This window comes from Curtobacterium sp. RM9 (assembly GCF_054956955.1).
Window position 1 is genome coordinate 523,441 of the sequence record NZ_CM143271.1, and the last position, 12,412, is coordinate 535,852.

At 73.7% G+C, this 12,412-nt stretch carries 12 protein-coding genes; 8 read left to right on the forward strand and 4 right to left on the reverse strand.

Features of this window, described 5'->3' with window-relative positions; translation table 11 throughout:
* The first annotated feature begins 86 nt into the window (after positions 1–86).
* Entirely contained in the window at positions 87–638 is a 552-nt protein-coding gene (gene pyrE, locus ACY3FI_RS02545; protein ID WP_462549167.1) for an orotate phosphoribosyltransferase, read from the forward strand.
* Positions 635–2,959, forward strand: coding sequence for a septum formation family protein (locus ACY3FI_RS02550; RefSeq protein WP_462549168.1), 2,325 nt, complete (start codon positions 635–637; stop codon positions 2,957–2,959). The genes pyrE and ACY3FI_RS02550 overlap by 4 nt, the downstream gene beginning before the upstream one ends.
* Before the next feature lie 80 nt (positions 2,960–3,039).
* Here ACY3FI_RS02550 and ACY3FI_RS02555 read toward each other — a convergent pair whose 3' ends face one another.
* Positions 3,040–3,993 (reverse strand): aldo/keto reductase, encoded by a 954-nt coding sequence (locus ACY3FI_RS02555; protein WP_462549169.1) that lies wholly within the window; start codon positions 3,991–3,993, stop codon positions 3,040–3,042.
* Between the two features lie 114 nt (positions 3,994–4,107).
* On the opposite strand from ACY3FI_RS02555, the gene ACY3FI_RS02560 reads away from it, so the two are divergent.
* Together ACY3FI_RS02560 and ACY3FI_RS02565 are read left to right on the forward strand one after the other, a co-directional pair.
* On the forward strand, positions 4,108–4,752 hold the full coding sequence (locus ACY3FI_RS02560; RefSeq protein ID WP_462549170.1) for a HEAT repeat domain-containing protein: 645 nt from the start codon (positions 4,108–4,110) through the stop codon (positions 4,750–4,752).
* A 330-nt stretch (positions 4,753–5,082) separates the two neighbouring features.
* Complete coding sequence (locus ACY3FI_RS02565; protein WP_462549171.1) at positions 5,083–6,372, forward strand: calcium:cation antiporter family protein; 1,290 nt, start codon at positions 5,083–5,085, stop codon at positions 6,370–6,372.
* Between the two features lie 172 nt (positions 6,373–6,544).
* Here the strand turns inward: ACY3FI_RS02565 and ACY3FI_RS02570 are convergent, their stop codons facing one another.
* The gene (locus ACY3FI_RS02570; RefSeq protein ID WP_462549172.1) at positions 6,545–7,234 is read right to left on the reverse strand and encodes a metal-dependent transcriptional regulator; all 690 of its coding nucleotides are present in this window, start codon (positions 7,232–7,234) and stop codon (positions 6,545–6,547) included.
* An 84-nt stretch (positions 7,235–7,318) separates the two neighbouring features.
* On the opposite strand from ACY3FI_RS02570, the gene ACY3FI_RS02575 reads away from it, so the two are divergent.
* Positions 7,319–8,221 (forward strand): CPBP family intramembrane glutamic endopeptidase, encoded by a 903-nt coding sequence (locus tag ACY3FI_RS02575; protein WP_462549173.1) that lies wholly within the window; start codon positions 7,319–7,321, stop codon positions 8,219–8,221.
* Here ACY3FI_RS02575 and ACY3FI_RS02580 read toward each other — a convergent pair.
* On the reverse strand, positions 8,218–9,015 hold the full coding sequence (locus ACY3FI_RS02580; RefSeq protein ID WP_462549174.1) for an HAD-IIA family hydrolase: 798 nt from the start codon (positions 9,013–9,015) through the stop codon (positions 8,218–8,220). The two genes, ACY3FI_RS02575 and ACY3FI_RS02580, sit on opposite strands and share 4 nt — an antisense overlap.
* A 102-nt stretch (positions 9,016–9,117) precedes the next feature.
* Between ACY3FI_RS02580 and ACY3FI_RS02585 the strand changes: the two genes are divergently transcribed.
* From ACY3FI_RS02585 to ACY3FI_RS02595, 3 genes are all read left to right on the forward strand, one after another.
* Positions 9,118–9,789: a TetR/AcrR family transcriptional regulator C-terminal domain-containing protein gene (locus ACY3FI_RS02585; RefSeq protein WP_462549175.1), complete on the forward strand. Its 672-nt coding sequence runs from the start codon at positions 9,118–9,120 to the stop codon at positions 9,787–9,789.
* A gap of 41 nt (positions 9,790–9,830) precedes the next feature.
* Positions 9,831–10,487: a hypothetical protein gene (locus ACY3FI_RS02590; RefSeq protein WP_462549176.1), complete on the forward strand. Its 657-nt coding sequence runs from the start codon at positions 9,831–9,833 to the stop codon at positions 10,485–10,487.
* A gap of 196 nt (positions 10,488–10,683) precedes the next feature.
* Positions 10,684–11,307: a TrmH family RNA methyltransferase gene (locus tag ACY3FI_RS02595; protein WP_462550393.1), complete on the forward strand. Its 624-nt coding sequence runs from the start codon at positions 10,684–10,686 to the stop codon at positions 11,305–11,307.
* A 28-nt stretch (positions 11,308–11,335) separates the two neighbouring features.
* On the opposite strand, the gene ACY3FI_RS02600 is transcribed toward ACY3FI_RS02595, so the two are convergent.
* Positions 11,336–12,343, reverse strand: coding sequence for a LacI family DNA-binding transcriptional regulator (locus tag ACY3FI_RS02600; RefSeq protein WP_462549177.1), 1,008 nt, complete (start codon positions 12,341–12,343; stop codon positions 11,336–11,338).
* Positions 12,344–12,412: the final 69 nt, after the last annotated feature.

The following is a 12,412-nucleotide window of genomic DNA, read 5'->3' on the forward strand; positions in this document are numbered from 1 at the left end:
GCTGCGGAGCGTACCCAGCGCGGCTCGGTGCCGACCCCACGCGAGGGGCAGCGCCCCGAGGGCCCGAGCGACTACCCTGGTGGGCTGTGACCGACGCGCGCGACCAGCTGATCCAGTTCATCACCGACGAGGCGGTGTTCCACGGGGACTTCACGCTCACGAGCGGGAAGCAGGCGACCTACTACATCGACCTCCGCAAGGTGAGCCTCGACCACCGGGTCGCGCCGCTCATCGGGCAGGTGATGACCGACCTCATCGCCGAGGTGCCGGACGTCTCGGCCGTCGGCGGACTCACGATGGGGGCCGACCCGATCGCCAGCGCCGTGCTGCACCAGGCGGCGCAGCGCGGACTCACCTACGATGCCTTCGTCGTGCGCAAGGAGCCGAAGGACCACGGCCGCGGCAAGCAGGTCGAGGGTCCGGACGTCCGCGGCAAGCGGGTCGTCGTGCTCGAGGACACCTCCACCACGGGCGGTTCGCCGCTCAAGGCCGCCGAGGCGCTCGAGCGTGAGGGCGCGATCATCGCCGCAGTGGCCGTGGTGGTGGACCGCGACACCGGGGCGAAGGAGAAGATCGAGGCCGCCGGGTACCCGTACCTCGCGGCGATCGGGCTGGCCGACCTGGGGCTGAGCGCGTGAGCGGGGAGCGTCCGGACGACGCGCGCGAGCCCGACGGCACCGCGGCTCCCGGAGACGGGGACGACGGTCTGGAGGCACGGCGCGCGTCCGACACGGACGCTCCCTTCCACGGTCTCCGCAGTGCCGCCGACATCTTCGGCGCTCCCCGCTCGGCCGACGAGTGGCCGTCCCGACGCGAGCGTCGCGAGGCCGAGAAGGCCGCTCGGGAGACTGGCGAACCGCTCCCGGAGCCGTTCGAGCCCGAACAACCGGTGGACGACGCCGGCGCCACGCAGGCCATCTCGATGCCCGAGCAGCTGGCCGCGCCGACCGAGAACCCGCAGGCCGCGATCGAGCACGAGCGCGAGACCCTCTCCGACCGCATCCCGAAGGCTGCCCCGGTCCCGCCGACCAGCACGGCGCAACACCCGTCGTCGATCGCGCTCCCGACCGCGCAGACCCACCGCGACCAGCGCGCAGCCGAGAACCGCGCCGTCGACGACGAGCGCCGTCGCGTCGACCCGTTCGGCCAGGGCCGCAGCGACGTGGACTGGCTCGGCCGGGCGACCGGCTCGCAGCCGGCACCGGCACCGGCCCCGACCGGACCGATCGCCCAGCAGGTCGAGGCTGCCGCGCAGCAGCCGCTCGGCGTCGAGAGCGTGCTGCCCACTGCCGACGAGCCGCCGAGCTTCACCGAACTCCTGCGCATCGGCGACGGCGGCGTCGAGGCCGCTGTCGGCGGTGCGGAGCGGCCCTTCGACTGGGCGATCCGCGACGACGAGGCCGGCGAGGTCCCGGCGACGCTGACCTCCGACCCGTTCGACACGACCACGCTCGGGACGGGGTCGTGGTCGCTCGCGGCCGAGGACGACGACGACGTGGTCTCGGGCGAGGTTCCCACGCCCGGGTACGGGCTGCCGGCCGCCGGTGCCACGGCGGCGGCGCTCGGCGTCGCCGGTACCGGTGCTGCCGCTGGTGCGGGTGCCGGTGACGACGGTGCTCGTGCTGCCGGAGCCGCTGTGCCCGGTGCCGACGCTGCCCCGGCGGGCGACGCCCCTGCGGCGGCACCCGGCGTCGAGGCGGGCGACGGCGCGGACGCGACCCCGCGCCTCCAGTCCGACGCACCGACCACCGCGATGCCGGTCACCGGGTCGTCCGACGAGACGTCGCAGTGGTGGGCCGAGCCCGAGGCGACCGTCCCGCCGACCGCGGCACCGCCGCTCGTGGAGCCCGCTGCCGCTGTCGCTGCGGACGCGCAGTACCCGGCGCAGCTGCCGCCCGCGGTGGGACAGGACCTCGACGCCGTGACGGGCCTGCGCGGACCGGACGAGCACGTCGGTCGTGCGGAGGACGCTCCCGAGCGCCTGCCCGCCAACGCTCCCGATGACCTCGACCAGTCCGAGTGGGACGGCCGTGAGACGAGTGACACGAGTGCCATCAAGGACCTGTTCGGCACCGAGGCCGTCGGACAGCTCGGCGACACCGGCTACGACCCGGGGGACACTGGCACACGGATGATGCCCGCCGCGGGGGCCGCGGGGGCCGCGAGTGCCGCGGGCGCGGCGGGACCTGTGGGTGCGGCGGGTGCTGCGCGCCCTGCCGTCGGTGCGACCCCCGCGGTCGCGGCGCAGTCGTCCGCGCCCCGTGCGTCGGGCTCCGGCGCCGGGGACGACGACGGGCGTGACAACTTCATCAACGAGGGCTTCGCCCGACTCCGGAACGAGGGACGACGGGGCAAGCTCCTGCTGATCTGGGGCGCGGTCGCCCTGATCGTCGTGCTGCTCGTCGCCGTCTTCGCGCTGACCAGGTGGATCCTCGGCAACACCATCGAGGAGCACACCCCGGCACCGACGAAGACCGCGGCAGCCTCGGTGCAGCCCTCGTCGACGCCGACCACCAGCGCCGAGCCCGAGGCCGCGACGTCCGCCGCTCCCGCGGAGCAGCGGACGCTGACCTTCGCGACGACGCCCGCCGCGCCCGGCGAGCACGCGTGGAACGAGCTCGCCGGTGGCGAGTGCCTCTCGCCGTTCAGCAACGCCTGGGCGGAGACCTACACGGTCGTAGACTGCGCGGCCGCGCACCTCGCGCAACTCACCGCGCGTCTCGAGGTCGCGTCGCAGCGGTGGCCCGGTGCCGAGGCCCTGGCGACGCAGGCGGCGTCGCGCTGCCAGGCCACCGAGGCGCTCGACACCACCGCGGCTGCGGCGTACGGGGACGTCCAGGTGCAGGGGTCGTACGCCCCGGACCAGGCGACGTGGGACCAGGGGAACCGGTTCCTGTCGTGCTTCGTCACGCGGTCCTCGGGGCGGACGCTGACCGGGTCGCTCGCCCCGGACGCCTGACCCGCGCGGTCCGGACGCCTGGCCCGAGCGGTCCGGACGCCTGACCCGCGCGGTCCGGACGCCTGGCCCGAGCTGACCGCCTAGCCGGCAGCGGGCACGCGCGCCGACACCTCGTCGAGGGTGCGGAGCTCCTCGGCGTCGAGCTGCAGGTCGGCCGACGCGAGGAGGGCCGGCAGCTGCTCGGTGTTCCGCGCGCTCGCGATCGGTGCGACGACGTCCGGCTGTGCCTGCAGCCACGCCAGTGCCACGGTCGCGATCTCCGCGTCGTGCGCCTCGGCGATCCCGGCGAGGGCGTCCACGACCGCGAGACCCGCGTCCGAGAAGTAGCCCTTGACCTGGCCCTCGCGGTCCTTCCCGGCGAAGTCCTCGGCAGTGCGGTACTTGCCGGTCAGGAAGCCCGCGGCGAGGGCGAAGTACGGTACGACGCCGAGGTGCTCCGCAGCGGCGAGCGGTGCGATCTCCGACTCGTACGGCTCGCGGGTGACGAGGTTGTAGTGCGGCTGGATCGCGACGGGCTTCGCGAGACCGTGCTCCTCCGCGATGCGGATCCACTCCGCCGCACGCTCCCGCGAGTAGTTCGAGATCGCGGTGTGACGGACCAGGCCCTCGCGGACGAGCTGGTCGAACGCGCGGACCGTCTCCTCGAGCGGGGTGTCCTGGTCGTCGAAGTGCGCGTAGTAGAGGTCGATCCGGTCCGTGCCCAGACGGTCGAGGCTGGCGCGGGCCGCCGCGGCGACGTTCGATGCGGACAGTCCGCTGTACTGCGGGTGCTGCGAGACCTTCGTCGCGATCACGACGTCGTCCCGCTTCCCCGAGGCCCGCAGCCACGAACCGATGACCCGCTCGGACTCGCCGCCCTCGTTGCCCGGCGCCCACGCGGAGTAGACGTCGGCCGAGTCGACGAAGTCGCCGCCGGCGCCGGTGAAGGCGTCGAGCACCCGGTGCGAGGTCTGCTCGTCGGCGGTCCAGCCGAAGACGTTGCCGCCGAGGGCGAGGGGGAACACGGTGAGGTCGCTCGTTCCGATGCGGGGCATGGCGATTCCTTTCGTCGCGGTACTGGTCTCGTCCACGCTATGCCCGCGCCCTCCGTCGCGGTCAGGACCGGGCGTCTCCTGGTGTCATGCAGGCTGAGGGGTTTCGATGGACGGATGACCGTGCTCACCGACGCCCTCGCCGACCCGCGCCCCGCCGTCCGTCTCCGTGCCGTGATGGCCGCGGGCACCGAGCCGACGACGGACGACCTCGAGGCCCTCGTCGAGCGCTGCGCGGTCGAACCCGACCTCCAGGTGCGGGAGATGCTGACCTGGGCGCCCGTCCGGCTGCCCGCCGCCGAGGTCGTGCCCCGCGTGGTCCGCGAGCTCGACCGCCCCGAGCCGCAGGCCCGCTCCCAGGCCCTCCACACGCTGTCGAAGGTCCTCGACCCGTCGGTGTTCGACCTCGTCGAGGAGCGCCTCGGGGACGTCGACCCCGGTGTCGTTCGAACCGCGTGGCGCGCTGCCGTCCGGCTCGCAACCGTCGAGGCCCGTCCCGCACTCGCCCGGCGGCTCGCTCGTGAGCTCGGACACGGTGACCAGGACACCCGCCTCGCGTTGAGCCGTGCCCTCGTCGGGCTCGGGGAGGAGGTCGTCCGGCCGGTCCTCGCCGACGCCGGCGAGCGCCGCGACCCCGCCGTCCGCGAGCACGCGGCGGAGACCGAACGGCTCCTCGACGACCCCGACGCCGGGTCCGCGCTCGCGCTGCAGCGCGCCCGTCGCGAGATGGCGCTGGGGCGCAGCAAGCGCGCCTCCGGCTGAGACGCGACCCGTCCTGCGGCCTGGAGGCGCGGGGCGGGCCCGCACCGTGCCTCCAGGCCGGGACGGGGCGGGTCGGGGAAGATCCGGATTCGGCGCGACGAACAGGCACGATCCGCTTGCGTGAGCCGATCGGAGCGCGCCAAGGTGGGTGTCGAAGGGGAGTAGCTCCCAGCGCGTGCATCGACACACTGGCCATCACGAAGATCGGCCCGGTGCACCACCCGGCGGTCCCACCCGGCGGGCGAGCGAGACCTTCGGCCGTTCCGCCGTGGCCGAAGCGCATCCTCATCCCGCGTCTTTCGGTGCGGCCCCGACCAAGGGACCACCCCCGTGATCGACACCTCACCCTCGCGCGTCGTTGACGCCGTCGCGCTGCCCGCGCGGATGGGCCGCACCGCCTGGGCCCGCATCGCGCTCTGCATCGTGCTCGCGCTGCCCGCCGTGGTCTTCCGCATCGGCGGCCTCGCTCCGGACCCGCTCGTCGACCTGCTCGTCTTCGGCGGCGCGGTCGTCGCGGCCTCGTTCCTGCTCGCCTGGGCGGCGGAGGCGGCGCAGAAGGACATCGCCGGCGCGCTCGCCATCGCGATCCTCGCGCTCATCGCCGTGCTGCCCGAGTACGCGGTCGACCTGTACTACGCGTTCCGATCCGGGTCGGACGCGGCGTACGAGCAGTTCGCCGCCGCCAACATGACCGGCTCGAACCGACTGCTGCTCGGGTTCGGCTGGCCGCTCGTCGTCGTGATCTCGCTGCTCGTGGCCCGCCGGTACGTCCGGTCGGGCGCGTTGCCGCCCGTCGCCACGAAGGTGCTCGAGCTCGAGCGGTCCTCGCGGCTGGACATCGGCTTCCTCGCGTTGCTCGCCCTCGTGGCGTTCCTCATCCCGCTGATGGGCTCGATCCCGCTCTGGTTCGGGTTCGTGCTGCTCGCCGCGTTCGTCGCCTACCTCTGGCGGGCGTCGAAGGTGTCGGACGACGGCGACGAGAACGAGGAACTTGTCGGCATGGCGGGCAACATCGCCTCGATGCGGCAGCGCCCGCGCCGGTGGACGATCGTCGCGCTGTTCGTCGTGGCCGCCGCGGTGATCCTCGCGTCCGCCGAGCCGTTCGCCGACGCCCTGGTGCAGTCCGGCAGCACCCTCGGCATCGACAGCTACTTCCTCGTGCAGTGGCTCGCGCCGCTCGCGACCGAGGCGCCCGAGTTCATCGTCGCTGCGCTCTTCGCCCTGCGGGGGATGGGCGGCGCCGCGATCGGGACGCTCATCGCCTCGAAGGTCAACCAGTGGTCGCTGCTCGTCGGCTCGCTGCCGATCGCGCACGTGCTCGGCGGAGGCACCACGGGCGGGTTGCCGCTCGACGGCCGGCAGGTCGAGGAGTTCATGCTGACCGCGTCGCAGACCCTGCTCGGGGTGGCGATCATCATCGCGCTGCGGTTCCACCGGTGGTCGGCGATCGCCCTGGTCGCGCTGTTCGCGGTGCAGTTCGTCGTGACGGACACCACCGGGCGCTGGGTGCTCAGCGGGGTGCACGTGGTGCTGGCGCTCGTCGTGTTCTGGGTCAACCGGCGGGACGTCCTGCCGGCGCTGCGGGCGCCGTTCCGGCGGGCGGGCGCACCTTCGGCGTAGCGCCTGGTCGGCGGGCGCACGGCGGGCGTCGGGTCGTCGTTCGCCGAGCGTGCAGAACACGCCGCGTGCGTTCCGTCGCGCGGGCAGGATCCGCCGCGTGGCGCCGCCGAGCGTGACAGAAATGGCCCGCTCGGCGCAGGAGGAGCGACGCCGGGGAGCGGGGAGGGCCGGGTCAGTCGCCGTCGGGGGCGAGCCAGATGGCGGCGGCAGCGGCGGCCGGCAGGTCGACGAGGGACTCCTCGCCGTCGGGGGACCGGCGGGCGACGGTGATCACGCCCGCGTAGTCCCGCACCCGCTCCACACGCAGGTGCGTGCCGAGCCCCACCCCGAGTTCGTCGAAGTAGCGCAGCAGGGACGGGTCGTCGTCGGAGACCCGGTCGACGGTGCCGCACGTGCCGGGCTCCACGTCGCCGAGGAGCGTGCCCGGGGAGTCCGGCACCGAGCCGTCCGCGCGCGGGATCGGATCGCCGTGCGGGTCGTGCGTCGGATGCCCGAGGTCGGCGTCCACGCGGTCGAGGAAGGTCTCCGAGACGGCGTGCTCGAGCGCCTCGGCCTCGGTGTGCACCTCGTCCCAGGAGTACCCGAGCCGCTGCACGAGGTAGGTCTCGATGAGGCGGTGCCGCCGGACCATCGCCACGGCGACCTGCTGCCCGAGCGGGGTGAGCACGACGCCGTGGTAGGGGGTGTGCTCGATGAGGCCGTCACGGTCGAGCTTCCGGAGGTTGCCCGAGACGGTGGACGCCGAGACCCTGAGCGCTGCGGCGATGTCCCGGGTCGCCAGCCCGGAACCGCCGCGCTCCGTGGACTTCCACACGAGCTTGACGTAGTCCTCCGCCATCACGGACAGGGAGGGCAGACGCATCAGACCACCGCCGTAGTGCAGTGTCCACTCCGGGCCATCACGGACAGGGAGGGCAGACGCATGCCCCAATGGTACAAACGGCGGGTGACCACAGCTGCCCGCACCCGCCGACGCCGCTGGCCGGTCCCGCCCTCGCTCCTGCTCGGCCTCGCCCCGCTCGTGGCCTTCGCCGCGGTGAGCGCCTGGCGAGCCCGACCGAGCGACGACTACCCGTCCCTCGGGCAGACGGTGGACAGCGTCGTCCGGGCGCTCGTGCTCCCGGAGGGCATCGCGGTCGCCGTGCTCTGCGTCTTCGTGACGGCCCTCGGCTGGTGGCGGATCGCCGTCCTCGACCAGGACCGCTCCCGCCTGCGCTGGACGATGGTCGCGCCGGTGCTCGTCGGCGTGGTGTGTGCGGCCCGGCTCCCGCTCGTGGACTGGGGAGCGCTGCCGCCGCGGTACTTCCTGCTGCTGGGCCTCGGCGTGCTGTTCGTCGGCCTCTTCGAGGAGCTGCTCACCCGCGGGGTGCTGCTCGTCGGCCTGCGGCGGCGCCTGCCGGAGTTCGGCGTGTGGATCGCGTCGTGCGTGCTCTTCGGGCTGCTGCACCTGCTCAACGCGCTCGCCGGGGCCACCCTCGGGGCGACGCTCGTGCAGGTCGTGTTCGCGGCGTCGTTCGGCTCGACGCTGTACGTCGCCCGTCGGCTGACCGGGAGCCTGCTCGCCCCCGTGCTGCTGCACGCCGCGTGGGACTTCGGTTCCATCGCGCTGTCGGCGACGACCGACGTCACGGACCCCTCCCGGATCGTGCTGGTGGGCGGCCTCGGGCTGCTCTCGTTCGCGGTGCTCGCGTGCGGCGTCGTCGCGGGCGGGGTGATCGCGTGGCGGGACGACCGGCCGCGCCGCCTCCGGCGCCGGTGGCGGACGGTACCGGCCCGCGAGGTCCTCGGGGTGCAGGCGGGCGAGCCGCGCCTCCAGACCGTCGGCGGGGCCGAGACGACGACCGACTAGAGCTCGACCTCGACGGGCTCGGTCCGGACCAGCTCGTGCACGCCCTGGATGACCTCGCTCGGGCGGAACGGGTAGCGGTCGATCTCGGCCTGGTCGCTGATGCCGGTCATCACGAGGACGGTGTGGAGCCCGGCCTCGATGCCGGCCTGCACGTCGGTGTCCATCCGGTCGCCGATCATGCCGGTGTTCTCGGAGTGTGCGCCGATCCGGTTCATCGCCGAGCGGAACATCATCGGGTTCGGCTTGCCGACGACGTACGGCTGCTTGCCGGTGGCCTTCTCGATCATGGCTGCGATCGCTCCCGTGGCGGGCAGGACGCCCTCCGCCGAGGGGCCGGTGGCGTCCGGGTTCGTCACGATGAACCGTGCGCCGTCGCGGATGAGCCGGACGGCCTTCGTGATCGCCTCGAACGAGTAGTTCCGCGTCTCGCCGACCACCACGTAGTCGGGCGCGGTCTCGGTCATGATGAAGCCGGCCTCGTGCAGCGCCGTGGTCATGCCGGCCTCGCCGATGACGAACGCCGAGCCGCCGGGCATCTGGGAGCGGCAGAAGTCGGCCGTCGCGAGCGCGCTCGTCCAGATACGTTCCTCGGGGACGTGCAGCCCGGAGCTCCGCAGTCGTGCGCTGAGGTCGCGCGGCGTGAAGATCGAGTTGTTCGTCAGGACGAGGAACTCGGTGCCCTCGTCGAGCCACTGCTGGATGAGCTCGGGAGCCCCCGGCAGCGCCTGGTTCTCGTGCACGAGCACGCCGTCCATGTCGGTCAGCCAGCACTCGACGTCGTCGCGGGTCGCCATGTGCCCAGCCTACCGGCCACCGGTCTCCGGCCACCCGGACACCGAGTGACGTTCGGTGTTGGCGTAGGCTTTTCGGGACACGTACCGGATCAAGGAGGCCACGTGCTCGTCGACCCAGGGACCCCGACCACACCCCGATCCGCTGCCTCGACAGCGTCGCAGCCCGAGCGACGACGCCGCGGCCGTCCGAACGTGCTCAGCCGCGACCAGGTGATCGACGCCGCGACCGCCATCGCCAACGAGGACGGCCTCGAGCGGTTGTCCTTCCGTGCGCTCGGCTCGCGGCTCGGGGTCGCGCCGATGACCGTGCACCGCACGATCGGCGGTCTCGACGACCTGCACGCCGAGCTCGTGCGTCGCACCGTCGACGAGTTCACCGCCACCTTCGTCTGGCCGTCGGAGTGGCACGAGGTCGTCCGGACCTTCGCCCGCACGTTCCGGGACCTCATGCGGACCCACCCGCTCGTGCTCGAGTCGCACAGCCAGCGCGCGCCGCTGGTCTCGTCGGAGTCGGACGCCGTGGTCGCGAAGGTCGTCGCGGCCCTGTGCGAGGCCGGACTGTCCGAGCAGGACGCGATGTACGCGTTCTTCGTCGTCTACGACTTCGTGGTGGGGCACGCGGGCGTCCTCGTCGGCCGGGGCGACTCCGACGCCGGGCGCCCGGAGCGGCACCGGCTGGTGGGGGAGATCCTCGGCGAGCACTCGTACGACGTGCGGTTCGAGCTCGGCCTCGACGTCCTGATCGCGGGCATCGAGGTGCGGGCCGCCCGCTGACGGTCGCCGCGCCCGCCCGGACTGCTGCCATGATCGGACGCGTGGGTCGCGCTCCGGAACAGGTCGTCGCCGACGCCCGGACGGCGTTCGACCGCGGGGACCGTCGCGCCGCGTGGGACTCGCTGCGCGCCCACGCCGTGCGGACCCCGTCCGAGCACGCGTACCGGATCGCGCTCGTCGAGACCTACCGTGCCGCGGGACACCCGGACCAGGCTGCCCGGTGGGGTGCGTCCGTACCGGGGGTCCTGACCGACCGCGAGCGTGTCATGCTCGCCCGCATCGCACGCCGCAGCGACGACGGGCGCGCGCTCCGGACGTACCTCGCGCTGCCGACCCTCCCCGACGAAGTCGCCGCGCTCCTGCCGTCGGCCCGAGAGCAGGCGCGCCGTCGTGCGGAGCGTGTGGCGTCGGAGCTCTGGCTGACGATCGGGGTCGTCGGGTCCCTCGCCGCCGCGGGCCTCGGGATCGGTGTCGTCGTGACGATGGTCCAGGCGTTCGTCGGCGGTCGCGCCCGCGAGGCCGCGCAGATCACGGTGACCGGGGCGCTCGGTGCCGTGGTGTTCCTCGGCGTGCTCGCAGTCGTCCCCACGGTGCTCTGCAGACGGTGGGTCACCGCGGGGCTGATCGCGGTCGCCGTGGCCGCCGCGGTCGTCGTGCTCGCGCACGCCGACCCGCGCTCCGCCCTGCCCTTCGGCTGACCGACCTGCAGGCCACGGTCGCCGGACGGGAGGCGCGCAGCACGCGGCCTACGCTGGTCACGTGACCGAGCGCCTCCCGTCCGACCCCGTGGCCGAGCCGTCCGGACCGGATGCGTCGGCCAGCGGGTCACCGGCAGCCCCGGCGGCCGGCGCAGCACCAGCGGCCGTCGCTGCGGACAGCGCCGCGCAGCCCGTCCTGCCACTCACGCACGAGGCGACCACCCACGGCGTCGGCCCGCACCCCCAGCCGTGGCCCGACGACCCGCGGCTCGACCCCGAGCTCCTCGCGACGGGGGACACCCGGAACGTCGTCGACCACTACCGGTACTGGTCGATGGACGCGATCGTGGCCGACCTCGACACCCGCCGGCACGCGTTCGACGTGGCGATCGAGAACTGGCAGCACGACCTCAACATCGGGTCGATCGTCCGGAGCGCCAACGCGTTCCTCGCCGGCACGGTGCACATCGTCGGGCGACGGCGCTGGAACAAGCGCGGTGCGATGGTGACCGACCGGTACCAGCACGTCCGGTACCACCCGGACGTGCAGACGTTCCTCGCAGCCATGCGGGACGAGGGCCGTCCGGTGGTCGCGATCGACAACACGTCGGGCGCCGAGCGCATCGAGACGGCGGCGATCCCCGAGCGGTGCGTGTTCCTGTTCGGGCAGGAGGGTCCCGGGCTCACCGACGAGGCCGTCGCGGGTGCGGACGCCCACCTCGAGATCACGCAGTTCGGGTCCACCAGGAGCATCAACGCCTCGGCGGCCGCCGCGATCGTCATGCACGCGTGGGTCGCGCAGCACGCCGACCTCGGCTGAGGGACGCGCAGCGGAGGGAGCGCCGCGCTCAGCGCGCGGCGGTGGTCCGCCGGGCCACGAGCCGGGGCTCGACGAGCACCTCGGTGGCCGGCGCACCCGGGTCCGCGATGCGCGCGAGCAGCCGCTCGCCCGCGCCCCGGCCGATGTCGACGCTCCGGTCGTCGATGCTCGTCAGCCCGACGTAGCGCGAGGCCGCGACCGGGGTGTCGTCGTACCCGATGACCGACACGTCCTCGGGGACCCGGAGCCCGCGCGAGGCGAGCTCGGACAGCGCGCCGAGGGCCATCACGTCGTTCGCGGCGAACACCGCTGTGACGTCGGGGTGGGCGTCGACCAGCGCGGCGACGCCGCGGGCCCCGGCGTCCTCGGTGGGCTCCTCGGGGAGGACCGACACCGCGACGGACGCACCGGTCGTGTCGGCGGCGATCCGTTCCTCCAGACCGGCCCGACGTTCGTCCGAGGCGGCGGACCTGGCCCCGACGAACCCGATCCGTCGGTGTCCGAGGGCCAGCAGGTGGTCGGCCGCCATGCGGCCGCCGGCGCGGTCGTCGTTCGCGACCGTGTCCGCGCGGGGGATCGAGACCCGGCCGCCGGCGATGACGAGCGGCGTCGAGGCGGGGATCGCGAGGTCCGTGTCGGGTTCGCCGGCGATCACGATGCCCTCGACGCGCATCGAGAGGAAACCCTCGACGGGGGAGACGTCGAGACCCGTGTTGAGGAACCGGTCGGCGACGACGAGGCGGTGTCCCTGGTCCTGCAGCGACTCGCGCAGGCCGGTGAGCAGGTCGACGAACCACTGGTTCCGGAAGTCGTCGAGCACGACGCCGATCGTGCGGCTGCGAGTGCCGGCGAGGGACACGGCCGCCGTCGACGGGCGGTAGTCGAGGTCCTGGATCGCCTGCAGCACGGCCGCCCGGCGCTGCTCGCTCACCCGGGGCGAGCGCTGCAGCACGAGGGAGACGAGGGACTTCGAGACGCCGGCGCGCGCGGCGACGTCGTAGATGGTCGCGGGCCTGCCTGCTCCCATGATCTGCATCGACCTCCGTGGCTCTGGCAGCGATGCTACCGGGGCCGGCCCGTGCAGCCGCGCGGTGGCGGAGCCCGG

Excerpts from the sequence above, each read along its gene's own strand:
- ACY3FI_RS02555 (WP_462549169.1), bottom strand. The coding sequence starts at position 3,993 with ATGCCCCGCATCGGAACGAGCGACCTCACCGTGTTCCCCCTCGCCCTC.
- ACY3FI_RS02560 (WP_462549170.1), top strand. The coding sequence starts at position 4,108 with ATGACCGTGCTCACCGACGCCCTCGCCGACCCGCGCCCCGCCGTCCGT.
- ACY3FI_RS02570 (WP_462549172.1), bottom strand. The coding sequence starts at position 7,234 with ATGCGTCTGCCCTCCCTGTCCGTGATGGCGGAGGACTACGTCAAGCTC.
- ACY3FI_RS02580 (WP_462549174.1), bottom strand. The coding sequence starts at position 9,015 with ATGGCGACCCGCGACGACGTCGAGTGCTGGCTGACCGACATGGACGGC.
- ACY3FI_RS02600 (WP_462549177.1), bottom strand. The coding sequence starts at position 12,343 with ATGCAGATCATGGGAGCAGGCAGGCCCGCGACCATCTACGACGTCGCC.